The organism is Cellulosimicrobium cellulans, assembly GCF_016921195.1.
Lineage (GTDB): Bacteria > Actinomycetota > Actinomycetes > Actinomycetales > Cellulomonadaceae > Cellulosimicrobium > Cellulosimicrobium cellulans_F.
In genome coordinates this window covers 127,271-150,789 of the sequence record NZ_JAFGYF010000006.1, presented here as the reverse complement: position 1 = coordinate 150,789, position 23,519 = coordinate 127,271, and the positions used below count along the sequence as shown (strand labels likewise).

Below are 23,519 nucleotides of genomic sequence, written 5' to 3'. Positions count from 1 at the left end.
GCGCGCGTGACATCGGCGCGCGTGACGTGCGTCACGAACGACGGGGCCGCTTCCCGTCGCCACGCTCGGACGCGTCGGGCGGAACGCGCACGGCCTTGTGCCCGGCACGCGGCCGCACGAGGTTCGCGAGCGGCGAGTAGCGCGGCACCCACCGTGCGAGCGCTGCGGCGGACCCCGCACCGAGGAGCGACGTCGCCCAGACGCCCGCCGCGAGCGACCCCAGCGCGGCGCCCGCCGAGAGCACGAGGGGGCCCAGCGCGTCGCCTGTGTCCTGGAACAGCCGCCACACGCTGAGGAAGGTCGGGCGCACGGCCGGGGGTGCGACGTCGGCTCCCAGCGTCATGACGATGCCCGACCCCATCCCGTTGCCGACCCCGAGCAGCGCCGCGACGACGGTCACCGCTCCCACCGTGTGGGCGAAGGGCAGGAGCGCGAGCCCGGCGGCCATGGTGAGCATCGACGGTACCGCGACCCACAGCCGCCCGAACCGGTCCATGACCTTGCCCGCCGGGTAGAACAGCAGCATGTCGAGCGCGCCGGAGACGCCGAACACGAGCGACGTCACCTCCGCGTCCAGCCCGAGGTGCTCGCCCCAGAGCGGGATGACGGTCTGGCGCGCGCCGCGCACGGCGCTCACGAGCAGGATCGCGACGCCGAGCGTCGCGAAGAGGCGCCGGTGGTCGCGGGCCACCCCGGCGATGGTCGCCCGCGGTCCCCCCGCGGGACCGCCGCGACGCGACCGCACGCGGCCGGGCTCGTCCAGCGCCGTCGGCTCCGGGCGCACGACGGCGAGCACCGCCACCGCGACCAGCGCGGCCGCGGCGCCGAGCCAGTAGGCGCCCCGGACGTCCGTCGCGGCGATGACGGCGGCCCCCGCGAACGGGCCGAGGAACAGCCCGATGCGGTGCACGCCCGCGAGCGTGGAGAGGACTCGGGCCCGCCGCAGCGGCGGGGTGATCTCGGTGAGGTAGGCCTGCCGGGCGAGGTTGAAGACGGCGGTCGACGCCCCCAGGGCGAGGACGCCCGCCGCCAGTCCGCCGAGGCTCGGGCTCAGCGCGATCGTCGCGAACGCGGCGACGGCGACGCCACCCGCGAGCAGCATGGCCGCCCGGTCGCCGATCCGTTGCGCGAGCGCCCCGGCCGGGAGGTCGAACAGGATCTTGCCGATCGGGACGAGCGCGGCGACGAGCCCCGCGACGGTGAGGCTCGCGCCGCGCCCGGTCGCGGTCACGGCGACGACCGGGAGCATCGCCCCGACGCCGATCTCCAGGAAGAGCGTCGGGACGAACGCGCCGAGGACGACGCTGCGGAGCGGGAAGAGCGGCGCGTCGGTGCCCGCGGGGGCGGTCACCGCACCTCCGCCACGACCTCGACGCCCGACCGCTCGCCGTCGGGTCGCGCGACCTCGACGCCCCGGCACGCGGGCGCGTCGGCGAGAAGCTCGAGGAGCTGGGGCGCCGCGGAGGCCCCGCTGTCCCAGCGTCCGGTCACGACGGAGACGACCCAGCTGGGCGCGCCGGCCTCGGGCAGCGCGAGCGTGACGAGGCGCTCCGCCTGAGGCTTCGCCGCGACGTGACGCGGGACGAGCGCGATCCCGAGGCCCCGGTCGACGAGCTCGAGGAGCGTGTGCACGTCGTTGACCGAGCACCGCACGCGCCGGTGGACGCCGTGCGCCGCGCACGTCGCGTCGTTGACGGGACGCGCGCCCCACGACGGGTCGAAGTCGACGAACTCCTGGCCGGACAGGTCCGACCAGTCCACCCGCCCGCGCGCGGCGAGCGGGTGCTCCGGGGCGCACACGAGCACGAGCGGCTCGCTGCCCAGCACCGTCTGCGACAGCGACCCCAGGTGCTCGGTGGTCGCGACGAACGCGACGTCCAGCTCGCCCTCGCGCACACGCGCGAGGAGATCGTGCGAGCCGGCCTGCGCGAACTGGATCTCGACCTGCGGGTAGCGGCGGTGGAAGCGCTCGAGCAGCGTGGTGACGTCGAGGACGCCGAGGCACTGCTCCGAGCCGACGCGCAAAGAGCCGGACAGCGCGCGGGTCGCGCGGACCACCGCGTCGCGACCGGCGGCCGCCTGCGCGAGCATGGAGCGTGCGTGCGGCAGCAGCGCCAGGCCCGCCTCGGTGGGCTCGACGCGGCGCGTCGTGCGCGTGAACAGGCTCGCGCCGAGCTCCTCCTCGAGGCTGCGGACCGCGGCGGACAGGCCCGACTGGGAGACGCCGACGAGCTGTGCCGCGCGGGTGAACTGGCGCTCGTCCGCGAGCGCGACGAGGTACTCCATCTGCCGCAGATCCATTGATGACTCACTCTTCTGTATGTGACAACTGCTAGTCGTTGGACTTCTAGGTTAACGGTTCCTACGCTCGGGACGTCCGGCCGTGACGGCCCGCACGCCGTAGTCCTGGCCGGCGACGACCCTTTCTGTCCTCCGACCCGCGAGGGAGACCTCATGCAGCAGCGCACTCTCGGATCCCGGACGGTCTCCGCGATCGGCCTCGGCGGCATGCCGATGTCGATCGAGGGCCGTCCGGACGAGGCCCGGTCCGTCGCGACGATCCACGCCGCGCTCGACGCCGGCGTCACGCTGATCGACACGGCCGACGCCTACCACCTGCACGCCGACGAGGTCGGCCACAACGAGGAGCTCATCGCCCGCGCGCTGCGCTCCTACGGCGGCGACGCGTCCGACGTCCTCGTCGCGACCAAGGGCGGCCACCTGCGCCCGGGCGACGGTACCTGGACCCGCAACGGCGACCCGGCCTACCTCAAGCAGGCCGCGAAGGAGTCCGCACGTCGGCTCGGCGTCGACGCCATCGGGCTGTACCAGTTCCACCGCCCCGACCCCGAGGTCCCCTACGCCGACTCGGTCGGCGCGCTCGTCGAGCTGCTCGACGAGGGCGTGATCCAGCAGGCCGGGATCTCGAACGCGGACGTCGACCAGATCGACCTCGCGCACGAGCTCCTCGGCGGCCGCCTCGCGTCCGTCCAGAACCAGTTCTCGCCGCGCTTCCGCTCGAGCCAGGGCGAGCTCGAGCACTGCGCGGCGCTGGGCGTCGCGTTCCTGCCGTGGAGCCCGCTCGGCGGGATCGCCAACGCCGCGGAGCTCGGCGCACGCCACGCCGTCTTCCAGGACGTCGCCGACGCCCACGGCGTGAGCGCCTACCAGGTCACGCTCGCGTGGGAGCTCGCGCTCGCGCCCGTCGTGATCCCCATCCCCGGCGCCTCGCGACCCGCGTCGATCCTCGACTCGGCGGCCGCGGCCGACCTGACCCTGTCCCCGGAGGAGGTCGCGCGGCTCTCCGCCGCGTGACGCCCCCGTCGACGACCCACCCCGCGAAGGAGCTCCACCCGTGAAGACCTTCACCCTGCCCGGCACCGACCTCGTCGTCCCGAACGTCGTGCTCGGCCTCATGCGCATCCAGGACAAGACCGACGACGAGGTCCGCGCGCTCGTACGCACGGCGCGCGACGCCGGCATCACGTTCCTCGACCACGCCGACGTCTACGGCACCGACCTGCACGGCTGCGAGCGCCGGTTCGCCGAGGCCCTCGACCTCTCCCCCGCCGAGCGTGGGGAGTGGGTCATCCAGTCCAAGGCCGGGATCGTGCCCGAGGGGCCGTACTTCGACTTCTCCTACGACCACCTCGTCGCGTCGGTCGAGGGCTCGCTCGACGCGCTGCGCACGGACTACCTCGACATCCTCCTGCTGCACCGGCCCGACGCCCTCGTCGAGCCCGAGGAGGTCGCGCGCGCGTTCGCCGACCTGCACGCCGCGGGCAAGGTGCGCGCGTTCGGGGTCTCGAACCACACGCCGGGGCAGATCGAGCTGTTGCGCCGGTACGTCGACCAGCCGATCGTGGCGAACCAGCTCCAGCTCTCCATCACGCACGCGCCGATCGTCGCGCAGGGGGTCGCGGCGAACATGCAGGGCCTGGACCAGTCGATCAGCCGCGACAGCGGGATCGTCGACTACTGCCGCCTGCACGACATCACGGTCCAGGCGTGGTCGCCGTTCCAGGCGGGGTTCTTCACCGGCGTCTTCCTGGGCTCGGAGAAGTACCCCGAACTCAACGCCGTGATCGACCGGCTCGCCGCGCGCTACGGCGTGCCCCCGATCGCGATCGCGACCGCGTGGATCACGCGCCACCCGGCGCGGATGCAGGTCGTGCTCGGCACGACGAGCCCGGAGCGCGTGTCGGGCGCGGCCCTCGGCTCGGACGTGCCGCTCACGCGCGCCGAGTGGTACGAGCTGTTCCGCGCCGCGGGCCACACCGTCCCGTGACGGCCGCGCCCGGACGCTGGTGTCGGAGGTCACGCACCGGTCGTCCGGGCCGCCCCACGGGGCGGTCTAGGCTCGTCCCGTGGCGACCTTCTCGGCAGTGACCCGGCAGCACATCCTCCAGGCGATCGCGGACTGGGACGACCGCGGCCGGGACGCCTTCCTCGGGGTCTACGGGTTCACCGCGAGCCCCGGAGCTCCCTTGCTCCACGAGGACCGCGCGTACGACGCCCAGGCGATCCTCGGCGTCGCACACCGGTACGCGACCGGCCGCGTCGCGACGGCCGAGGAGTTCCGCAACAGCCCCGTGGGCGTCGCGGACCTGCTGCGCAAGCGCGGCTTCGACGTGCCGGGCGCGGCGCCCGCAGCGCCGGCACCCGCGCGCCGGACCGCGGCGAAGGCCGCGACCGCGCCCCGCACCCCCCGGCGCACGACGACGCCGCGCGCCTCGGAGCCCGAGAAGCCGCCGGCTGTGTGCCCCACGTGCTTCACGGTGCTGCCCGCGACGGGCGTCTGCGACGACTGCGGCTGATCGGGGCTCCGCGCGCACGACGAGGGGCGCCGTCCGGACGGACGGCGCCCCTCGTCGTGCGTGCCTCGCGGGAGGCCGTGGGCGACCGGGTCAGTTGACCTCGGACGGGTGCGCGCTCACGCGGCCCGAGCCGTCGCCGGTGTCGAGCGCGTCGATCGCCGCGACCTCGTCGGCCGTGAGCTCGAACCCGAAGAGGTCGAAGTTCTCCGCCATGCGCTCCTTGCGCGACGACTTGGGGAAGACGATGAACCCACGCTGCAGGTGCCAGCGCAGGACCGCCTGGGCCGGCGTCACGCCGTGCGCGGTCGCGGCGTCGACGACGGCCTGCCGCTCGAACAGCGGGTACTTGCCCTGGCCGAGCGGGCCCCACGCCTCGATCTTCATGCCGTTCGCGTCCGCCCAGGCGAGCACGTCGCGCTGCTGGTAGGCCGGGTGCAGCTCGATCTGGTCGACGGCGGGGACGACGCCCGTGTCCGCGACGATCCGGTCGAGGTGCTCGGGCAGGTGGTTGGAGACGCCGATCGAGCGTGCCAGGCCGGCGTCGCGGATCTCGATGAGCTTGGCCCACGCGTTCGTGTACTGGTCCTGGGCGGGCGCCGGCCAGTGCGTGAGGTACAGGTCGACGAACTCGAGGCCGAGCTTGTCCAGGCTCTCGCGGATCGCGTCGTGCGGCTGCTCGCCGGACTGACGGTCGTTCCAGAGCTTGGTGGTGACGAAGAGCTCGTCGCGCGGGACGCCGCTCTTCGCGATCGCGGCGCCGACGCCCTCCTCGTTGCGGTAGATCGCGGCCGTGTCGATGTGGCGGTAGCCGACCTCGAGGGCCTCGCTCACGGCCTTCTCCGCCTCGTCCGGTGGGACGAGGAAGACGCCGAAGCCGAGCTGCGGGATGGTGTGACCGGAGTTGAGCGTCACGGTCGGGACAGAGGGAACGGTCATGTCCTCCAGCCTAGGAAGCGGCCGTCCATGCGTCCAACGACTGCGGGGCATGCGACTCAGCGCTCGCGCTCATGAGTAGTCCCGACCGCCGCCTGGAATGTCCGACTGGACTTCCCAGATAACAGTTTGGTTACACTGGCGCGGTCCTGCCCTCGACGAACCGGAGCGCACCATGTCCCGAGGCCGCCACAGCGCAGCCCCCGCAGCGCCCGTGCGCTCCCTCCGGCTCCCCGCCCTGCCGTCGTTCCCGACGCTCCCGGCGCGCGCCCTCAAGCTCCCGGCGCTCGCACTCGTCGGGCTGCTCGGCGCAGGCGTGGTCGGCGCGGGTCCCCAGCCCGCCGAGGGGAACCCCGACCTCGCACCGCTGAGCGTCGAGCCCGAGTCCGGGTCGGCCCTGGAGCGCGGCACGGGCGCCGCCAGCCGCTCCGCCGAGCGCGCCGCTCCCCCGGCGGCGACCCAGGAGTCCCCGCTCGTGGAGACCGCGGCGAAGATCACCGTGGTCCCCGCCGCCGAGGTCGCCCCGCCGGCCCCCGTCCTCCCTGTCGTCACCGGCCAGCTCTGGACCACCGACGCCGTCAACGTCCGCACCGGGCCGTCGGCCGACGCCGCCCGCGTCGCGACCGCCGGGTTCGCCACGGCCGTCGACGTCACGGGCGCCACCGAGGGCGAGTGGAGCCAGGTCGTCTGGGACGGCGCGGCGGCCTGGATCAAGTCGAGCTTTCTCGCGGACTCCCAGCCCGAGGCACCGACGGCGACGGCCGCGAGCGGCGGCGGGTCGAGCGCGAGCGGGATCTCCGACGCCGCGTGCGCGGTGAGCTCCGGGATCGAGTCGTCGCTCCAGCCCAACGCCCGCGCGGTGTACCGCGCGGTGTGCGCGATCTTCCCGCAGGTGACGTCCTACGGCGGGATCCGGCCGGGCGACAGCGGCGACCACGGCACCGGCCGCGCCGTGGACATCATGATCACGGGCGAGACGGGCTGGGAGATCGCCCGCTACCTCCAGGCCAACGCCGGGGCGCTGGGGATCACCTACCTCATCTACCAGCAGAAGATCTGGATGGCCGGAGACCCCGCGAGCGCGTGGTCCGGCATGGAGGACCGCGGCGGTGCGACCGCCAACCACTTCGACCACGTGCACGTCAGCACGTCGTAGGTCGCCATCGCCCGTCACGGCACGAGGTCGGAGAACAGCCTCCTGCCCAGCCTTTCCACGTCCGACCCGTCCCGGGTCAGGCCCACGTAGCCGCTGCGCTCGACGACGAAGACGTCGGACGGTACCGCGGCCGTCGGTCGCGACACCCAGGAGCGTTCGTGGCGGAGCACGACCACCTGGACGCCGTCCGCGACCAGCCGCAGCACGACGTCGACGAGCCCGGGGTGCGGCAGAGCCGGACAAGGCCGTCCTCGTCGGATCGTCGTGGTGCTCGGAGCGCCCCGCTCCGCGGTGTCGGCCGCGAGCCGGACGGCTGACCCTACCGAGCCGGGCCCCTCGCCTCCGAGGCGAGCGTGAAGACGACGAAAGCGGGGCGCCGATGAACGACGCCCCGCTTCAATCCGGTGGAGCTGAGGGGACTCGAACCCCTGACCCCCTGCATGCCATGCAGGTGCGCTACCAGCTGCGCCACAGCCCCGTGGATCTGCGAAGACCCTGGTCAAACAGTGGATGAACACTCCCCCGGCCGGTTTCCCGTCCTGCGGAGCGTCGCTAGTCTACGCAGAAACCGGCTCCAGATTCCAATCCGGTCCCGCGTTCCACTCGTCGAGCGGGAACCCGGCACCCACGTTGTGCGCCACGAGGCGCCACGCGGGCGTCGCGGCGGGCGCGGAGCGGTGCAGGTGGGACCAGTGGACGTTGTGCAGCCCGGAGATCCCGCGCCAGCCCTCCGGGTCCAGCCCGAGCAGCGCGGTGACGGCGAGCGTGATCGCGGCGCCGTGAGAGACGACGACGAGGGTGTCGTCCTTCTCGAGGGACTCGACGTGCTCGGTGACGGCCTCGACGAGGCGTGCGGCCACGGCGGCCTTGGTCTCGGCGCCTGCGCGCGTGGGCTCCTCGCCCCGACGCCACGCCGCGTACTCCTCGGGCCAGCGCTCGGCGATCTCCGTGCCCGTCAGGCCCTCCCACTCCCCGAACCCGCGCTCGCGCAGCCGCGGGTCGAGCAGGACGTCCGCGCCGATCGCGCCCGCGTACGCGCGCGCGGTGTCCGCGGCGCGCACGAGGTCGGACGCGACGACGCGCGTCGCGCGGTGCGCGCTCGCGAGCGCCTTGGCGCCGTGCTCGGCCTGCCACTGCCCGACGCCGTCGAGCGGGATGTCGACCTGGCCCTGCAGGCGCATCGCGGCGTTGTACGCCGTCCGGCCGTGGCGCAGGAGGACGAGCGTTCCGGCGCTCACGCCAGGGGCTCCCCCGAGAGCCGGATGGCACCGTCGCCGCGGGCCGTGTCGTCGGCGGTGCCGTCGCCGCCCCGGGCGTCCTCGGGGAGCTCGACGACGGGGCAGTCCTTCCAGAGCCGCTCGAGCGCGTAGTAGACGCGATCCTCGGCGTGCTGCACGTGCACGACGACATCGCCGAAGTCGAGCAGGACCCAGCGCGCCTCCTGCTTGCCCTCGCGGCGGATCGGCTTGGACCCCGCCTTGTACATCGCCTCCTCGACCGCGTCGACGATCGCCGAGACCTGGCGTTCGCTCGACCCGGACGCGATGAGGAACACGTCCGTGAGGACGAGCTGCTCGCTCACGTCGAGCGCGATGATCTCCTCGGCCTTGCGGTCGGACGCCGCCCGCGCCGCGATGACGGCGAGCTCTACGGCTCGTTCGGTGGCAGTCACGTGTCTCCGTTCGTGGTGCGGCCGCTCAGCGGCCGGTGTCGAGGGTGCCGGGGTCGTCCCACGTCGACACGGCGGTCGCCGACGCGCTCGTGTCCTCGGTGGCGACACCGGGGTCGTCGCGGGACACGAGCGTCCACACGAGCAGGCCGAGGACGAACGCGACGGCGACGAGGATGAGGTAGTGCAGCCACATGTACGACGGGCCGCGCGGCTCGTCGTCGAGGTCGTCGTCCGCCTCGTCGTCGAGCTCGTCGGCGCGGGCGCGCACGCGCGGGAAGAGGTCGTCGGACGGGCCGCTCGCGGCGGCGGGGGCCGCGGCCGACGCCTCGCGCACCCCGCCGAAGGGAGAGGCGGGCTCGCGGCCCGCGCTGGCCGGCTCGGGCGCCGACCCGGACGTGATCGCCGACCACGGGAGCGCGGCCCCCGGAGCCTCGGCGGGCGCGGCCGGAGCCGCGGGTCGTGGGGCAGCCGGCGTACGCTCGGGCGCCGACGCCGAGGTCGCGCCCCACGGCGAGGAGGCCGGTGCGGGAGCCGGCGTGGCGGGAGGCGCGGCAGGTGCTGCCGCCGGAGCCGAGAAGGCCGACAGCCGTTGCGGCTGGGCGGGCGGTGCCTCGGGCGCTCCGACCCGGCCCACCGGCGCGGAGCCGAACCCGCCCACGGGGGCGGACGGCGTCGGGGGCCGGACGGGACCGGTGGCGCCCGGCGCGACAGGCCGCGGAGCGCCCGCCGGGGGGCGAGCGCTCGTGCGCGTCGGCACGACGGGGGTCGGGGTCGGCGGGCGGATCGCGACGCGCTCCGCGGTCTCCTGCACCGGGGTGAGGCGGCCGGTCTCGTCGAGGCCGCGCATGCCGCCGGAGGCGGCCGGCGGGCGGACGACGGAGGGCTGCGACGGGTAGTCGGTCGGGCCCGTCGTCTCTCGCAGGGCGCGACGCGACGGGGGCGGGGTCGCCGGCGCGGCCGGGCGCGACGGGGCGGGTTGCTGCCACCCGCCGGCGCCCGGCGCCGGGGCGGCCGGAGGCGTGCCGGGCTGCGCGGACCGCTCGGCCGCGGCCGCCTGCTCGCGCTCGCGTATCTCGCGCCGCGTGAGAGGGCGGACGGGCTGCATGTTGCCGTTGTCACTCATCGTGCTGACCTCGATACAAACCGTGCTTGGCGATGTACTGGACCACGCCGTCCGGAACCAGGTACCACACCGGCTGGCCCGCCTCCGCACGCCGACGGCAGTCCGTCGACGAGATGGCGAGGGCCGGGACCTCGAGCGTGGTGACCACGCCCGGAGGCAGACCCTCGACGCTCAGGCGGTGACCCGGGCGGGAGACAGCCACGAAGTGTGCCATCTTCCACAGCTCGTCGGCATCCTTCCAGGTCAGGATCTGCTCGATCGCGTCCGCACCCGTGATGAAGAACAGCTCCGCGTCCGGACGTGCGGCCCGCAGGTCGCGCAGCGTGTCGACGGTGAAGGTCAGTCCCGGCCGGTCGACGTCGACCCGGCTCACCGTGAACCGCGGGTTCGAGGCGGTCGCGATGACCGTCATGAGGTACCGGTGCTCGGCCGGGCTGACGTTCTGGTGCTGCTTGAACGACGGCTTGCCCGTGGGGACGAACACGACCTCGTCGAGGTCGAACCGCGCCGCGGCCTCGCTCGCCGCGACGAGGTGGCCGTGGTGGATGGGGTCGAACGTGCCACCCATCACCCCCAGGCGGGGACGGCGCGGGCTCATCGGCGCGTCATCGGTCGCGGGCGCTTCCGTCGTTCGCTACCGGTCAGTGCCGCGTGCCGACGCTGCGGAACGCGTAGGTCACGAGCAGCAGGGCCACGAGCCCGCCGAACCCCAGCAGCCCGTAGGCGAGCGGCGGGATGGGCAGGTGCGACGCGGCCTCGGCGCCTTCCTCGGCGGCCAGCACGACGGCTGAGATCACGACGTCCTCCTCGAAGGTCGTCCCCGGGATCGTCGGCGTCGTGCCGCGGTCCGGGGTGGTGCGGTGGATCGGAACGCCCGCCGGGACCGGCCCGACGGCGGACCGGACGGGCTCCGGTCGCCGACCAGTCTCTCACGACCACCCGGCGGCCTGGTCCGGCACGTACCAGGTACGTGCCGACGAACCGCGGGTCACGGACGGACGTGACCGTCGCCGTGCACGACCCACTTCGTCGTCGTGAGCTCCGCGAGACCCATGGGGCCGCGCGCGTGGAGCTTCTGCGTCGAGATGCCGATCTCCGCGCCGAGGCCGAACTGGCCGCCGTCCGTGAACCGCGTCGAGGCGTTGACCATGATCGCGGCCGAGTCGAGCTCCGCGACGAACCGCTCCGAGGAGGCGAGGTCGCGCGTGACGATCGCCTCGGTGTGCCCGGACGTCCATGTGCGCACGTGCTCGATCGCGGCGTCGAGGTCGTCGACGACGCGCACCGCGATCTCGGGCGCGAGGTACTCGGTCGCCCAGTCCTCGTCGGTGGCCGCGAGCACCTCCGTGCCCTCGGGCGCGAGGTCGGCCGTGCGGTCGTCGCCGTGCACCACGACGCCGGCCGCGGTGAGCGCGGCGAGGGCGGCGGGCAGGAAGTCCGGTGCGGCGTCCGCGTGGACCAGGAGCGTCTCCGCGGCGTTGCACACGCCCACGCGCTGCGTCTTGGCGTTGAGCAGGATCTCGAGCGCCATGGCCCGGTCCGCGCTCGCGTCGACGTACACGTGGACGTTGCCGACCCCCGTCTCGATGACGGGGACGGTCGACTCGCGGACCACGGTGCGGATGAGGTCGGCCCCTCCGCGCGGCACCAGCACGTCCACGAGCCCGCGCGCGTGCATGAGCGCGACGGCGCCCGGCCGCCCGTACCGGTCGATCGACTGCACGAGGTCGCCGGGCAGGCCCTGCGCCTCGAGCGCGCGCGCGAGCACGCCCACGATCACCTCGTTCGAGCTCGCCGCCGCGGACCCGCCGCGCAGGATCACGGCGTTGCCGCTCTTCAGCGCGAGCCCCGCGGCGTCGACCGTGACGTTGGGCCGCGCCTCGTAGATCATGCCGACGACGCCCATGGGCACGCGCAGCTGGCGCAGGCGCAGCCCGTTCGGCAGCGTCGAGCCGCGCACGACCTCCCCCACCGGGTCCGGCAGCCCCGCGAGGTCGCGCAGCGCGGCGGCGATCGCGGAGATGCGCGGGCCGTCGAGCGCGAGCCGGTCGAGCAGCCCCTCGCTCATGCCGTTCGCGCGCTCGCGCTCGAGGTCGACGGCGTTCGCGGCCACGATCTCGTCCGTCGCCGCGACGAGCGCGTCGGCGAGCGCGCGGAGGGCGGCGTCCTTGGTCGCACGCGTGGCGGTCGCCAGCGTGCGCGAGGCGACCTTGGCACGGCGCGCGACGTCCTCGACGGCGGTCGCGACGTCGGTACCCGTGCCGGCTGCGGCCGGACCGGCGGGCTGGGGCTCGGTGGCGCCCGCGACGACGGGCGCGTCCTCGGTGGTGGTCATGGAGCGAGCCTACGTCGGACGACCCCGCGCCGGGGGCGCCGTCCGGCGGCCGGTCAGCGGACCCGCTTGCGGACCAGGACGAGGTCGTCGCGGTGCACGACCTCGCGGTCGTAGCCCTCGCCCAGCTCCGCCCGCAGCTCGGTGGTGGACCGGCCGAGGAGGTCGGGGATGTCGCGGGACTCGAACGCGACCAGCCCGCGGGCGACCACGCGCCCGTCCGACGTCACGAGCTCGACCGGGTCCCCGGCGTCGAACTCCCCCTCGACCGCCGTGACCCCGGCGGGCAGCAGCGAGGCGCGCCCGCCCTGCACGGCCTTCACCGCGCCCTCGTCGAGGACGAGCCGGCCGCGCGTGCGCGCGGCGTGCGCGAGCCAGAGCCGCCGGCGCGTCGTCCGCTTGCCGGTCGCCGCGAACCAGGTCCCGACGGCCTCGCCCGCGAGCGCGGCCGCGGCGTTCTGCGCCTGGGTCAGCACGACCGGGATGCCCGTCCCGGTCGCGATGGAGACGGACTCGAGCTTGGTGAGCATGCCGCCCGTCCCGACCGCGCTCCCCCGGCCCGTGACCTCGACCCCCTCGATGTCGGCCGCCGAGCGCACCTCGGCGATCCGGCGCGTGCCCGGGCGCGACGGCGGGCCGTCGTACAGGCCGTCGACGTCGGTGAGCAGCACCATCGCGTCGGCGCGCACGAGGTGGGAGACGAGCGCGGCGAGGCGGTCGTTGTCGCCGAACCGGATCTCGTCGGTCGCGACGGCGTCGTTCTCGTTGACGATCGGCACGACGCCGAGGTCGAGCAGGCGCTCGAGCGAGCGCTGGGCGTTGCGGTAGTGCCCGCGGCGCACGGTGTCCTCCGCGGTGAGCAGCACCTGCCCGACGCGCAGCCCGTGCCCCGCGAACGCCTCCGTGTAGCGGGCGACGAGCATGCCCTGCCCGACCGAGGCGGTCGCCTGCGCCGTCGCGAGGTCGCGCGGCCGGCTCGCGAGCCCCAGGGGCCCGATCCCCGCGGCGATCGCACCGGACGTGACGAGCACGACCTGTCCGCCCGCCGCGCGTCGCGCCGCGAGGACGTCCACGAGCGCGCGCAGGGCGGCGAGGTCGAGGTGCCCGTCCGGGCCCGTGAGCGAGGACGAGCCGATCTTCACCACCACGCGGCGGGCAGAGGCGATCTCGGAGCGGGAGGACAGCGCGTTCACGCGTCCATCATCGCCGCCCGCCCGTCCCGGGCGCGCAGGATTTCACGGACCAGGACGCCCCTGCCCGTCGGCGGGCACGGCGGGGCCTGGTCCCTGACAGGAACCGGGCCCCACCGACGATCCGCGCAGTCAGTCCGCGTCGGGGTCCGTCCACGTGCCGGCCTCGCGCTCGGTCCACAGCTCGCGGCGCGCCTCGGCCTTGGCGTCCATGCGCTCGTGGTGCTCCCGCCGCTTCTCCGAGCGCGTGGGGCGCAGGCGCTCCTCGAGGCGGTTGTCGGAGCCGCGCGGGCCGCCGAGCAGCTCGGAGCCGGTCATGAGCGTCGGCTCCCAGTCGAAGACGACGGCGTTCACGTCGCTGCCGATGCGCACCTCGTCGCCGGCGACGGCCCCCGCCTCGAACAGCTTCTCCTCGACGCCCAGGCGGGCGAGACGGTCCGCGAGGTACCCGACGGCCTCGTCGTTCGCGAAGTCGGTCTGGCGCACCCAGCGCTCGGGCTTGGCCCCGCGCACCTCGAACCAGTGGTCCGTGGCCCCGCCCTTGCGCGTGACGGTGAACCCCGCCTCGTCGACGGCACGGGGCCGCAGCACGACGCGCGTCGGCTCGGGCGCGGGAGCCTCGGCGCGCGCCTTCTCGACGAGCTCCGCGAGCGCGTAGGTCAGCGGGCGCAGGCCCTCGTGGCTGGCCGTCGAGATCTCGAACACGCGCAGACCGCGCGCCTCGAGGTCGGGCTTGACGAGGTCGGCGAGCTCGCGCGCCTCCGGCACGTCGATCTTGTTGAGGACGACGAGGCGCGGGCGCTCGGTGAGCGGCACGCGTCCGCCCTCGATGTCGAGGTCCTGGGCGTAGGCGGCGAGCTCCGCCTCGATGACGTCGAGGTCGCTGATCGGGTCCCGGCCGGGCTCGAGCGTCGCGCAGTCGAGGACGTGCACGATGACGGCGGTGCGCTCGATGTGGCGGAGGAACTCGAGCCCGAGGCCCTTGCCCTCGCTCGCACCCGGGATGAGGCCGGGCACGTCCGCGACGGTGTACCGCGCCGAGCCCGCCTGCACGACGCCGAGGTTCGGCACGAGCGTCGTGAACGGGTAGTCGGCGATCTTGGGCCGCGCGGCCGAGATCGCCGCGACGAGCGAGGACTTGCCCGCGCTCGGGTACCCGACGAGCGCGACGTCGGCGATGGTCTTCAGCTCGAGGACGACGTCCCGCTCCTCGCCCGGCTCGCCCAGCAGCGCGAAGCCCGGGGCCTTGCGCCGCGGCGACGAGAGCGCGGCGTTGCCGAGGCCGCCGCGGCCGCCCTCGGCGACGACGTACTCCGCGCCCTCACCCACGAGGTCCGCGAGGACCGTGCCGTCCGTCGTCTTGACGACCGTGCCGTCGGGCACGCGCAGGACCAGGTCCTCGCCGTTCGCGCCGTCGCGGTCGTCGCCCATGCCCTGGGTGCCCGACGTCGCGTGCCGGTGCGGCGAGTGGTGGTACTCCAGCAGCGTCGTGGTCTGCGCGTCGACCACGAGCCTCACGGTGCCGCCGTCACCGCCGTTGCCGCCGTCGGGGCCGGCGAGGGGCTTGAACTTCTCGCGACGGACCGAGGCGCACCCGTTCCCGCCGTTGCCGCCGGAGACGTGCAGGACGACACGGTCGACGAAGCTGGCCATGGGACGATCCTCTCAGAGGTGGGTGTGCGAGAAACAGCAGGAGGGGCGCACCGCGTCGGTGCGCCCCTCCTGCTCGAAGCCTGTGGCTGTCGCTCAGCCCTCGACGGCGACGATGTCGATGACCTTGCGGCCACGACGCGTGCCGAACTGGACCGCACCGGCGGCCAGGGCGAACAGCGTGTCGTCCTTGCCGCGGCCGACGTTCTCACCGGGGTGGAAGTGCGTGCCGCGCTGGCGGACGATGATCTCGCCCGACTTGACGACCTGACCGCCGAAGCGCTTGACGCCGAGGCGCTGGGCGTTCGAGTCGCGACCGTTGCGCGAGGAGCTCGCGCCCTTCTTGTGTGCCATGACGAACCTGCTTTCGTGCTGGTTGCTGAGGGAAGGTGCCGGTCGGCGCGGGGCGGCCCGTGGCCGCTACCTCACGCCGGGCGAGGTCACTTGATGCCGGTGACCTTGAGGCGGGTCAGCTGCTGGCGGTGACCCTGACGACGGCGGTAACCGGTCTTGTTCTTGTACCGCAGGATCGTGATCTTCGGACCCTTCTCGTCCCGCACGACCTCGGCGGTGACCTTGACCTTCGCGAGCTTCGCCGCGTCGGTGGTCACCTTCTCCCCGTCCACCAGCAGGAGAGCGGGCAGCTCGAGGGACTCACCGACCTTGGCGGACACCCGGTCCACCACGACGATGTCGCCGACGGAAACCTTCTCCTGACGGCCACCGGCCTTGACGATCGCGTACACCACGTTGCTGCTCATCTCTCCTAGTCTTGGCGTGCTCGTCACGGCGAATTCGTCTTGGAGACTCCGACCACGCCGCGGCGTGCGAGTGCGAGTCGTCCGTGGGCACACGGGACCGGCGCGCCTGGGCGCGCCGACGTTCAAGACTACGGAACTCGGGCGGGCAGGTCAAATGGCGCGGGGGCCGCCGCGCGCGGGTGCTCCGCGCGCAGCGAGCCACCCCCGCGACCCGCCGTCGGACGGACCTACTCGAGCACGAACGTCACCTCGAGCACGACCTGCCAGGTCGTGATGCGCCCGTCGACGATGTCGACCTTCTGCTCCTTGACCCACGCGCCCGAGACGTTGCGCAGCGTGCTCGCCGCGCGCTCGACGCCGATCCTCACCGCGTCCTCGAAGCTCGTGTCCGACCGCGCGCTGATGTGCGTGATCCGTGCCACCGTGCCGCTCATGCCGGGCTCCCCCGTCCGGGGCGGGCGCACCGACGCGCCCGCGCACCCGTCGAGCATCCCGCCGCCCGCACGCCCTCGCCACCGGGACGGGTCCGGTCGTGCCCGCCGTCGCCCGGGCGTCGCACCGCCGACGACCGGCGACGACGGAGGGCGGGTGGCGCGCGGCCGTGCCTACGCTGGCGGTGGAGGTGGTCGCATGCGCCCGGCACGCCGTCCCGACGGCAGCCGCCGTCGCGGGCACGACGACGCCGTCGCCGCCGCGATGCTCGCCGTCGACCGTCGCGCGTTCCTCCCCCGGGCGCAGCGCCGGTGGGCCGGTCAGGACCGCCCGCTCGCCATCGGGCACGGCCAGACGAACTCGCAGCCGTCGACCGTCGCCGCGATGCTGCGGCTGCTCGACGTCGCCCCCGGCCACCGGGTCCTCGACGTCGGCGCCGGTTCCGGGTGGACGACGGCGCTGCTCGCCGTGCTCGTCGGGCCGTCGGGCAGCGTGCTCGGGCTCGAGCGCGACCCCGAGCTCGCCGCGTGGGGCGCCGCGAACCTGGCGACGGCGCGCGCGCCCTGGGCGCGCCTGGAGCCCGCGCGGCGCGGCGTCCTGGGCACCCCGGGCGAGCGCTACGACCGGGTCCTCGTCTCCGCGGCGGCCGACGCGCTCCCCCAGGCCCTCGTGGACCAGCTCGCGCCGGGCGGCCGGATGGTGGTCCCCGTCCGGCACACGATGCTGCTCGTCGAGGCCGACCCGGGCGCGCCGGGCGGCACCCGGGTGAGCGAGCACGGCTCCTACTCGTTCGTCCCGCTTGTCGAGGACCCGCCGGCCCCCCCGGGGACGCCGCCCGGCTGAGCCCGCCACGGCGCCACGGGCAGGTGGGTGCGACACCGCGCCTCGTAGCTCTCGGCGCCGCCGACGTGCGCGGCGACCGGGAGCAGCGGGTCCCGCCGCCCGTCGTCGGCCGTCGCCTCCGCGACCACCCGCACGTGGAACGCCGCATCCTGCCCGCACACCGCGCACACGGCGGTGAGCTTGTCGACCCGCTCCGCGAGCGCCGCGAGCGTCGGCAGGGGCTCGAACGGCCGCGCGTCGAACGTCACGTCGAGACCAGCGACCACCACCACCAGCCCGTCGTCCGCGAGGCGCTGCACGACGTCGACGAGGTCCGGCCCGAAGAAGTGCGCCTCGTCGACCGCGACCAGGTCGAGCGGGCTGCCGTCGTGGACCAGCCGCGCGAGGTCCGCCGCGTCGCGTGCCGTCCGCGACGGGATCGCCAGACCGGAGTGCGAGCTCACCGTGCCCGCGCCGCGCCGCGTGTCGAGGACGTGCCCGACCACCTCGACGCGCCGCCTCGCGACCTCGGCCCGCCGCACACGACGCAGCAGCTCCTCGGTCTTGCCCGCGAACATCGGGCCGCACACCACCTCGACGCGCCCGCGCGCACGGAGCGACGGGTCCGGGTGGCGTGCGGCGCCGGTCATGCGAGCAGTGAACCACCGGACCCCTGCGGTGCGCGACGCGGGACCGGTGCGCCCGTCAGTGGTGCCGGGCCGAGCCGTTCGAGGGGCGGACGGGCAGCGGCTTCGGCTCCCCCGCCGGGCCGAGCACCGAGACGCGGTCGGGTGCGCCCGGACGTGCGGCGTCCCTGCGGCTGAGGAGCGTGGTCCCGGCGGGCGCGGACGCCTCGTCCGCCGCACGTGCCGGCGGCTCCACGCTCGTCGCCGGCTCCGGCTCCGCCGAGCCGTCCCGCGGAGCGTCGGGGGCCGGGGCGGTCTGCTCCGGGCGCTCGACCTCACCCGCCGGCTCCGCGGTCGGCGCGACCGTCGACGCCCCGGCGAGGCCGGCGAGGCCCGCACCGCCGATGCCCGGCACGGAGCGCACGAGCGGGAGCTCGCGCGTTCCGGTCCCCCGAGGGCTGGCCTCGTCGACGCGCGCCGGCGCCGGTTCCTCCTCGACGTCGCGCCCGGCGGCCGGCGCGGCCGGTGCCGGCGGGGTGGCCGCCTCGCGTCGTGCGGGTGCGGGCGGCACGGCGTCGGCCGGACGCGGGCGCCGGGCGTCGAGCGCGGGGTCCGCAGGCAGGACGCCCCGGTTGAGCTCGCCGTAGGGCACGTGGACCGACGGGGCGACGCGGCGGGTCGCCTCCACGACGGCGCGCTGGTCGTCGAAGAAGATGTGCGGTCGCAGCACCTCGAGGACGCCGTCCTTGTCCACGCCGCCGAGGAAGAACGCGTCGTCGACGGTGACGCCCCACGACGACAGCGTCGCGACGGCGCGCTCGTGCGCCGGGGCCGAGCGCGCGGTGACCAGCGAGACGTGCACGCGCGGCCGGTACGACGGGTCGGCCGCGTGCCGCTCCCGCTCGACGACCTGCACCCGGTGGATGCCGACGAGCAGCTCGCGCAGCGGGCCGCGCCCGAGCGGCACGTCGGCGTTGAGCGCCTCGTGCTCCCGGAACGACGCGAGCCCGCCGTCCTGGAAGCGGCGCTCGGACGAGTCGTCCGCGAGCACGCCGTCGAAGTCGAACGCGATGCGCAGCTCGTCGCCGGCCTCGTCCGCGAACGTCGGGTCGAGCACGTACCCGGCGGGGAGGCCCAGCTCCACCGCGTCGCGCACGGACCGCTCGTCGGCGGAGAGGAACAGGTCCACGTGCAGCGGGCGGATGAACTCGTGCGGGCTGCGGCCCTGGCGGAAGACGGCACGCGTGATGTCGAGGTCGTGGTGCCGGATCGAGCGCATGACCCGCAGGCCCGTCTCGGGCGAGTTGCGCGACATGACGATGACCTCGACGAGCGGGTCGTCCGCCGACGGCGCGAGGTCGTTCAGCGCGAGCAGCCGGCGCACGAACCCGAACGCGACCCCCGGGGCCAGCGCGTCGTCACGATGGCGCTCCTGGAAGTCGCGGTACGCCGCCTCCCCCTGCGTGCGGAACACGCGGTCGGACTCGGTGAGGTCGAACAGTGCGGACGAGGCGACGCCGACGACGAGGCGGCCCGAGAGGTCGTAACCCATGGCGGCATGATGCCAGGTGCGGATGACGTGGACGAAGACGCCGGAGGACCGGTCAGGCCCGAGCCGCCCACTCGCGGCGCAGCACACCCAGGACGACGGCGTCGTACCGCACGCCGTCCACCACGCGGGCGTCGCGGAACCGCCCCTCCTCGACGAGCCCGAGGGCTCGCCCGGCACCGAGCATCGCGGCGTTCCCGGACCAGGTCGCGAGGTCGAGACGGACCCAGTCGGTCACCGAGAACAGGTAGCCGATCCACGCGCCGAGCGCGTCGCGGCCCAGCCCGCGTCCACGCACCGCGGGGTCGTACAGCCCGATCCCGACCCGCGCCCACTGCGTCTCGGCGGACTCCCAGTACCAGGAGCACGTCCCGACGAGCCGGTCCTCCTCGTCCGCGACGACGACGCGGCGCGGCGGGAGGCCGTCGTCGTCCAGGCCGTCCGGGCGGGCGGCCTGCGCGGCCGCCGCCCGCGCGAGGCGCGCCACCGCCGCGTCGGACGCGGCGTCGTCGGGCACGGGGTAGTACGGGCCGTCCCACCGGTGCCACTCGTGCTCCGGGCGCAGCCATTCCCGGTACGCCGCGAGGTCGTCCGCGCGCCACCCGCGCAGGTGCGCACGCAGCCCGGCGGCGTACACGGGCACGCCGCCGGATGCGGTCTCGGTCATTCCTCGCCGGGCTCCGCGGGAGCGTCGTCGCCGGAGACCGGCGCGGAGCCCGCGCCGTCGTGCTCGTGCCCGTGCCCGTGCTCGTGCTCGTGCTCGTGCTCGTGCTCGTGGGCGTGCGCCGCGGCCGCGGCGATCGTCGCGAGCGTGGCCTTCACGGCCGCGCGCGCCTCGGACGTGACCTCCGGCAGGACCGGGACGGCCGGCTGCGGGAGCGTGATCGCGGTCTCCTTGGTCGCGGCGGCGCCCGAGCCGCGCTTGCGGCGCGACCGCGCGCGGCCGGTCTCGGCCGGCTCCTCGGCGGCGGGCGTGCCGCTGCCACCGTTGCCGCCGTGGTCGTGGCCCCCGCGCCCGTTGCCGCCCGACTTCTCGATCGGGTCGGTGTGCACGATGAAGCCGCGCCCGTGGCAGTGCTCGCACGTCTCGCTGAACGCCTCGACCAGGCCCTGGCCGACGCGCTTGCGCGTCATCTGCACGAGCCCGAGCGACGTGACCTCGGCGACCTGGTGCTTGGTCCGGTCGCGGCCCAGGCACTCGACGAGGCGACGCAGCACGAGGTCGCGGTTGGACTCGAGCACCATGTCGATGAAGTCGATGACGATGATGCCGCCGATGTCGCGCAGCCGGAGCTGACGGACGATCTCCTCGGCCGCCTCGAGGTTGTTGCGCGTCACCGTCTCCTCGAGCGTGCCGCCCGAGCCGGTGAACTTGCCCGTGTTGACGTCGACGACGGTCATCGCCTCGGTGCGGTCGATGACGAGCGACCCGCCCGAGGGCAGCCAGACCTTGCGGTCCATGCCCTTCGCGAGCTGCTCGTCGACGCGGTGCACGGTGAAGACGTCCTGCGCGCCCGTCCACTTCGAGACGCGCTCGCGCAGGTCGGGGGCGAGCTCCTCGACGTACGAGGAGATCTCGCTCCACGCCCCGTCGCCCTCGACGACGAGCGAGCTGAAGTCGTCGTTGAAGATGTCGCGGACCACGCGGATCGCGAGGTCGGGCTCACCCTGGAGCAGCGCCGGCGCCGACGCGCTCTTCGACTTCTTCTCGATGGCCTCCCACTGGCCACGCAGCCGCTCGACGTCGGCGCGCAGCTCCTCCTCGCTCGCGCCCTCGGCGGCGGTGCGCACGATGACGCCCGCGCCGTCGGGCACGACCTCCTTGAGGATCTTCTTCAGGCGGTTGCGCTCCGTGTCCGGCAGCTTGCGGCTGATGCCCGTCATGCCGCCGCCCGGCACGAACACGAGGTAACGGCCCGCGAGCGTGATCTGCGACGTGAGGCGCGCGCCCTTGTGCCCGATCGGGTCCTTGGTCACCTGCACGAGCACGGAGTCGCCCGACTTGAGCGCCTGCTCGATGCGACGCGGCTGGCCCTCGAGCCCGGCCGCGTCCCAGTTGACCTCGCCCGCGTACAGCACGGCGTTGCGGCCCTTGCCGACATCGATGAAGGCGGCCTCCATGCTCGGCAGCACGTTCTGGACCCGGCCCAGGTAGACGTTGCCCGCCATGGACGCCTGCGACTGCTGGGAGACGTAGTGCTCGACGAGCACGCCGTCCTCGAGCACGGCGATCTGCGTGCGGCCCGCGCGCTCGCGCACGACCATCGACCGCTCGACCGACTCGCGGCGCGCGAGGAACTCCGCCTCGGTGATGATCTGGCGACGACGACCCGCGTCACGGCCCTCGCGGCGACGCTGACGCTTCGCCTCGAGGCGCGTCGACCCCTTGAGCGCCGTGACCTCGTCGGCCAGGCTGCGCTCGCGCGGACGCGAGCGCGTCGACGAGGTCTCGCCGCTCTCGCCCCGCCCACCGCGACGGCGGCGACGACGGCGGCGACTGCCGCCCGCCTCGTCCTCGCCGGGCTCGGTGTCCGCGGGCTCGTGCTCCGCCTCGTCGCCCTCGGCGGTCACGTCCGCGTCGGACGACTCGTCGATCTCGGGCTTCGTCTCGTCGTTCTCGTCCTGGTCACGGACGGGGTCCGGACGTCCGCGGCGGCCACGGCCACCACGGCGACGGCGACGGCGGGGACCCGACTCGGCGTCCTCGGGCGCGGCGTGCTCCTCGCCGGACTCGGCCTCGTCCTCGTCCGGGTCGGCGAAGTCCTCCGGACCGAACGCGTCGTCGGGCAGCTCGATCCCCTCGGCGACGAGCTCCGACTCGATGGCCTCGATCTCCTCGACGGCGGCGGCGTCCTCGCCCGTCAGCGCGACCTCGACCGTCGCGTCCTGCGTGCGCTCGGGCTCGGTCGGGGCGCTCGGCGCCTTCTTCCTCGCGGTGCGCTCGCGCGGCTCGGGCGCAGCCTGCTCGGCAGCGACGGGCGCGGGCTCGACGTGGCGCGGCGGTCCGGCCGGGCTCTGCGCCCGGCGCGGCCGGCGCGGCGCGGCTGCGGGGTCGGGCGCCTGGAAGAGCAGTGCGGTCGTCGCGAGGCGCGGCGTGCTCGTACCCGCGCCGGTCGCGGCGGGCGAGACCGGAGCCTCCGGCGCGACGGACGTCGCGGCCGCCTCGTTCGACGGCGCCTCGGCCGGCTGCTGCGCCTCGGGAGCGGCCCCTGCGGGTGCGACCTCGGCGGGCGCGGCCTTCGAGGTCGCGCGGCGCGAGCGGCGCGCGGGCTTCGTGGCGGCCTCGGCCGGTGCCGACGGCTCCGCCTCGGCGGTCGCGGTCGCCTCGTCGGGCGCCGCGACGTCGGGCGTCGCGGCCGGAGCCTCAGCAGCGGGGGCGCCCGAAGCGGCCGTCGCGCGGCGCGAGCGGCGCGCAGGCTTCTTCTCCGCCGGGGCCTCGGTCGCGGGCTCGACGGGGACCTCCGCCGCCGGAGCCTCGGCAGCGGGGACCTCGACGGCCGGCGTCTCCTTGCGGGTCGACCGGGTGCGCTTGGTCTTCCGCGGCGCGTCGGCGGTCCCCAGCAGGGCGTCGGCGTCCGGCGCCGCGGCGGGTGCCGCCTGCTCCGCGACGGGCGGCGCGCTCAGCCCGAACTCGGAGAGCACGTCGAGCGGGGCGTCGGCAGGAGCGGCGGCGGCCTTCTTGGCGCCGCCCTGGACGCGGCGCGCGGTACGCGCGCGACTCTTGGGCGCGGTCGCCTCCGGCGCCGTCCCGACGCCGGGACCCGTCGCGGCATCGGCGGCATCGGCGACTACGGGAGCGTCGGCCGGCGGCGCCGCGGCATCGGCGACCGTCGCGGCGGGGACCTCGGCACCGGCAGGCTCGACAGGTCCGGACGCGGTCCGGGTCGCGCGGCGCGAGCGGCGCGCGGGCTTCTTCTCGGCCGTGTCGGGGCCGGTGATCGCGTCGGCGGCCGGAGCCGGGTCGGCGGGCCCCGCAGGCTCGTCGGCGGGGACTGCCCCGCCCCCGGCCGGGGCGGACGGCGCCTGGGGCGGTGCCGCGCTGCGCGTCGCGCGGCGACGGGCGGGCTTGCGCCCGGAGGCGGTCGGGCTCTCGGCCCGGTCCTGAGCTGAGGCGGTGTCCGCCGTCGACTCTGAGGGGGTGCTGTCGGAGGTGCTGTCGAGCGTCACGCGTCGTGCTCCTGCTGCCACAGGGACCGCCCCGCACCGTGCGGCCCCTCGGGGCGGTCGGTCGTCGCTCGGGACGAGCGCACCGGAGCGCGTCGTCCGGCGACGGAAGTCGTCGGCCACGGCCGCGGTCCGCGTGCGCGGCACGGGCGCCTGCCACCGGGCCCTTCGCCCCGGTCGGCGCTCCGACTGCCGCGGTCCGCTGGTGCCGCGATCTCGTGCTCGTCGGGAGGGCGATGCGGAGCCCACCCGGCTCCGCCCAGTATCGCACAGGGGCGCGAACGAACCTCGG

24 protein-coding genes and 1 tRNA gene are annotated in these 23,519 nt (G+C 75.1%); 5 read left to right on the top strand and 20 right to left on the bottom strand.

What is annotated here, in order from left to right; translation table 11 throughout:
• Positions 1–31 precede the first annotated feature (31 nt).
• Together JN535_RS13925 and JN535_RS13920 are read right to left on the bottom strand one after the other, a co-directional pair.
• Complete coding sequence (locus JN535_RS13925) at positions 32–1,351, bottom strand: MFS transporter (RefSeq protein WP_307868721.1); 1,320 nt, start codon at positions 1,349–1,351, stop codon at positions 32–34.
• Positions 1,348–2,301, bottom strand: coding sequence for a LysR family transcriptional regulator (locus JN535_RS13920; protein ID WP_240201149.1), 954 nt, complete (start codon positions 2,299–2,301; stop codon positions 1,348–1,350). The genes JN535_RS13925 and JN535_RS13920 overlap by 4 nt, the downstream gene beginning before the upstream one ends.
• Before the next feature lie 153 nt (positions 2,302–2,454).
• On the opposite strand from JN535_RS13920, the gene JN535_RS13915 reads away from it, so the two are divergent.
• From JN535_RS13915 to JN535_RS13905, 3 genes are all read left to right on the top strand, one after another.
• On the top strand, positions 2,455–3,315 hold the full coding sequence (locus JN535_RS13915) for an aldo/keto reductase (RefSeq protein WP_205206137.1): 861 nt from the start codon (positions 2,455–2,457) through the stop codon (positions 3,313–3,315).
• Positions 3,316–3,355: 40 nt separating this feature from the next.
• On the top strand, positions 3,356–4,288 hold the full coding sequence (locus tag JN535_RS13910) for an aldo/keto reductase (protein ID WP_205206136.1): 933 nt from the start codon (positions 3,356–3,358) through the stop codon (positions 4,286–4,288).
• 79 nt (positions 4,289–4,367) lie between these two features.
• Entirely contained in the window at positions 4,368–4,817 is a 450-nt protein-coding gene (locus tag JN535_RS13905; protein ID WP_205206135.1) for a hypothetical protein, read from the top strand.
• Positions 4,818–4,907: 90 nt separating this feature from the next.
• Here the strand turns inward: JN535_RS13905 and JN535_RS13900 are convergent, their stop codons facing one another.
• Positions 4,908–5,753, bottom strand: coding sequence for an aldo/keto reductase (locus JN535_RS13900; RefSeq protein WP_205206134.1), 846 nt, complete (start codon positions 5,751–5,753; stop codon positions 4,908–4,910).
• 172 nt (positions 5,754–5,925) lie between these two features.
• Between JN535_RS13900 and JN535_RS13895 the strand changes: the two genes are divergently transcribed.
• Positions 5,926–6,906 carry an SH3 domain-containing protein gene (locus JN535_RS13895; protein ID WP_205206133.1) on the top strand — a complete coding sequence of 327 codons (981 nt, stop codon included), beginning with the start codon at positions 5,926–5,928 and terminating at the stop codon, positions 6,904–6,906.
• A 14-nt stretch (positions 6,907–6,920) separates the two neighbouring features.
• Here the strand turns inward: JN535_RS13895 and JN535_RS13890 are convergent, their stop codons facing one another.
• The 13 genes from JN535_RS13890 to JN535_RS13830 all read right to left on the bottom strand — a co-directional run bounded on the left by JN535_RS13890 (position 6,921) and on the right by JN535_RS13830 (position 16,068).
• Positions 6,921–7,112, bottom strand: a complete 192-nt coding sequence (locus tag JN535_RS13890; RefSeq protein ID WP_205206132.1) for a hypothetical protein — start codon at positions 7,110–7,112, stop codon at positions 6,921–6,923.
• A gap of 199 nt (positions 7,113–7,311) precedes the next feature.
• Positions 7,312–7,384 (bottom strand) — tRNA-Ala (locus tag JN535_RS13885).
• Between the two features lie 79 nt (positions 7,385–7,463).
• Entirely contained in the window at positions 7,464–8,144 is a 681-nt protein-coding gene (locus JN535_RS13880) for a histidine phosphatase family protein (RefSeq protein ID WP_205206131.1), read from the bottom strand.
• Positions 8,141–8,578 (bottom strand): ribosome silencing factor, encoded by a 438-nt coding sequence (gene rsfS / locus JN535_RS13875; RefSeq protein WP_205206130.1) that lies wholly within the window; start codon positions 8,576–8,578, stop codon positions 8,141–8,143. Before rsfS ends, JN535_RS13880 begins: the two co-directional genes overlap by 4 nt.
• 25 nt (positions 8,579–8,603) lie before the next feature.
• Positions 8,604–9,701 (bottom strand): hypothetical protein, encoded by a 1,098-nt coding sequence (locus JN535_RS13870; protein ID WP_205206258.1) that lies wholly within the window; start codon positions 9,699–9,701, stop codon positions 8,604–8,606.
• Entirely contained in the window at positions 9,694–10,299 is a 606-nt protein-coding gene (nadD, locus tag JN535_RS13865) for a nicotinate-nucleotide adenylyltransferase (RefSeq protein WP_205206129.1), read from the bottom strand. Before nadD ends, JN535_RS13870 begins: the two co-directional genes overlap by 8 nt.
• Before the next feature lie 43 nt (positions 10,300–10,342).
• Positions 10,343–10,498 carry a hypothetical protein gene (locus JN535_RS13860; protein WP_021483496.1) on the bottom strand — a complete coding sequence of 52 codons (156 nt, stop codon included), beginning with the start codon at positions 10,496–10,498 and terminating at the stop codon, positions 10,343–10,345.
• Between the two features lie 191 nt (positions 10,499–10,689).
• Positions 10,690–12,036: a glutamate-5-semialdehyde dehydrogenase gene (locus tag JN535_RS13855; protein ID WP_205206128.1), complete on the bottom strand. Its 1,347-nt coding sequence runs from the start codon at positions 12,034–12,036 to the stop codon at positions 10,690–10,692.
• Positions 12,037–12,089: 53 nt separating this feature from the next.
• Complete coding sequence (gene proB / locus JN535_RS13850; RefSeq protein WP_205206242.1) at positions 12,090–13,217, bottom strand: glutamate 5-kinase; 1,128 nt, start codon at positions 13,215–13,217, stop codon at positions 12,090–12,092.
• Between the two features lie 138 nt (positions 13,218–13,355).
• Entirely contained in the window at positions 13,356–14,876 is a 1,521-nt protein-coding gene (gene obgE / locus JN535_RS13845) for a GTPase ObgE (RefSeq protein ID WP_205206127.1), read from the bottom strand.
• 93 nt (positions 14,877–14,969) lie between these two features.
• Positions 14,970–15,227, bottom strand: a complete 258-nt coding sequence (gene rpmA / locus JN535_RS13840; RefSeq protein ID WP_047234735.1) for a 50S ribosomal protein L27 — start codon at positions 15,225–15,227, stop codon at positions 14,970–14,972.
• An 86-nt stretch (positions 15,228–15,313) separates the two neighbouring features.
• Positions 15,314–15,634: a 50S ribosomal protein L21 gene (gene rplU, locus JN535_RS13835; protein ID WP_047234734.1), complete on the bottom strand. Its 321-nt coding sequence runs from the start codon at positions 15,632–15,634 to the stop codon at positions 15,314–15,316.
• Positions 15,635–15,861: 227 nt separating this feature from the next.
• A complete protein-coding gene (locus JN535_RS13830; protein WP_205206126.1) occupies positions 15,862–16,068 on the bottom strand; it encodes a dodecin family protein in 207 nt (68 codons plus the stop codon).
• A 196-nt stretch (positions 16,069–16,264) separates the two neighbouring features.
• On the opposite strand from JN535_RS13830, the gene JN535_RS13825 reads away from it, so the two are divergent.
• Positions 16,265–16,909 (top strand): protein-L-isoaspartate O-methyltransferase family protein, encoded by a 645-nt coding sequence (locus JN535_RS13825; RefSeq protein WP_205206125.1) that lies wholly within the window; start codon positions 16,265–16,267, stop codon positions 16,907–16,909.
• Here the strand turns inward: JN535_RS13825 and JN535_RS13820 are convergent.
• Genes JN535_RS13820 through JN535_RS13805 form a run of 4 tightly spaced genes read right to left on the bottom strand, consistent with a single transcriptional unit; the run spans position 16,849 to position 23,230 of the window.
• Positions 16,849–17,538, bottom strand: a complete 690-nt coding sequence (locus JN535_RS13820; RefSeq protein WP_205206124.1) for a thymidine kinase — start codon at positions 17,536–17,538, stop codon at positions 16,849–16,851. The genes JN535_RS13825 and JN535_RS13820 overlap by 61 nt on opposite strands.
• 55 nt (positions 17,539–17,593) lie before the next feature.
• Complete coding sequence (locus JN535_RS20875; RefSeq protein ID WP_240201148.1) at positions 17,594–19,066, bottom strand: 5'-nucleotidase; 1,473 nt, start codon at positions 19,064–19,066, stop codon at positions 17,594–17,596.
• 52 nt (positions 19,067–19,118) lie between these two features.
• The gene (locus tag JN535_RS13810; RefSeq protein WP_205206123.1) at positions 19,119–19,730 is read right to left on the bottom strand and encodes a GNAT family N-acetyltransferase; all 612 of its coding nucleotides are present in this window, start codon (positions 19,728–19,730) and stop codon (positions 19,119–19,121) included.
• Positions 19,727–23,230 carry an Rne/Rng family ribonuclease gene (locus JN535_RS13805; protein ID WP_205206122.1) on the bottom strand — a complete coding sequence of 1,168 codons (3,504 nt, stop codon included), beginning with the start codon at positions 23,228–23,230 and terminating at the stop codon, positions 19,727–19,729. Before JN535_RS13805 ends, JN535_RS13810 begins: the two co-directional genes overlap by 4 nt.
• Between the last annotated feature and the right edge of the window lie 289 nt (positions 23,231–23,519).

Excerpts from the sequence above, each read along its gene's own strand:
- JN535_RS13810 (WP_205206123.1), bottom strand. The coding sequence starts at position 19,730 with ATGACCGAGACCGCATCCGGCGGCGTGCCCGTGTACGCCGCCGGGCTG.
- JN535_RS13870 (WP_205206258.1), bottom strand. The coding sequence starts at position 9,701 with ATGAGTGACAACGGCAACATGCAGCCCGTCCGCCCTCTCACGCGGCGC.
- JN535_RS13900 (WP_205206134.1), bottom strand. The coding sequence starts at position 5,753 with ATGACCGTTCCCTCTGTCCCGACCGTGACGCTCAACTCCGGTCACACC.
- JN535_RS13825 (WP_205206125.1), top strand. The coding sequence starts at position 16,265 with ATGCGCCCGGCACGCCGTCCCGACGGCAGCCGCCGTCGCGGGCACGAC.
- JN535_RS13915 (WP_205206137.1), top strand. The coding sequence starts at position 2,455 with ATGCAGCAGCGCACTCTCGGATCCCGGACGGTCTCCGCGATCGGCCTC.
- JN535_RS20875 (WP_240201148.1), bottom strand. The coding sequence starts at position 19,066 with ATGGGTTACGACCTCTCGGGCCGCCTCGTCGTCGGCGTCGCCTCGTCC.
- JN535_RS13830 (WP_205206126.1), bottom strand. The coding sequence starts at position 16,068 with ATGAGCGGCACGGTGGCACGGATCACGCACATCAGCGCGCGGTCGGAC.
- JN535_RS13855 (WP_205206128.1), bottom strand. The coding sequence starts at position 12,036 with ATGACCACCACCGAGGACGCGCCCGTCGTCGCGGGCGCCACCGAGCCC.
- rpmA (WP_047234735.1), bottom strand. The coding sequence starts at position 15,227 with ATGGCACACAAGAAGGGCGCGAGCTCCTCGCGCAACGGTCGCGACTCG.
- JN535_RS13920 (WP_240201149.1), bottom strand. The coding sequence starts at position 2,301 with ATGGATCTGCGGCAGATGGAGTACCTCGTCGCGCTCGCGGACGAGCGC.
- nadD (WP_205206129.1), bottom strand. The coding sequence starts at position 10,299 with ATGAGCCCGCGCCGTCCCCGCCTGGGGGTGATGGGTGGCACGTTCGAC.
- rplU (WP_047234734.1), bottom strand. The coding sequence starts at position 15,634 with ATGAGCAGCAACGTGGTGTACGCGATCGTCAAGGCCGGTGGCCGTCAG.
- JN535_RS13820 (WP_205206124.1), bottom strand. The coding sequence starts at position 17,538 with ATGACCGGCGCCGCACGCCACCCGGACCCGTCGCTCCGTGCGCGCGGG.
- JN535_RS13895 (WP_205206133.1), top strand. The coding sequence starts at position 5,926 with ATGTCCCGAGGCCGCCACAGCGCAGCCCCCGCAGCGCCCGTGCGCTCC.
- obgE (WP_205206127.1), bottom strand. The coding sequence starts at position 14,876 with ATGGCCAGCTTCGTCGACCGTGTCGTCCTGCACGTCTCCGGCGGCAAC.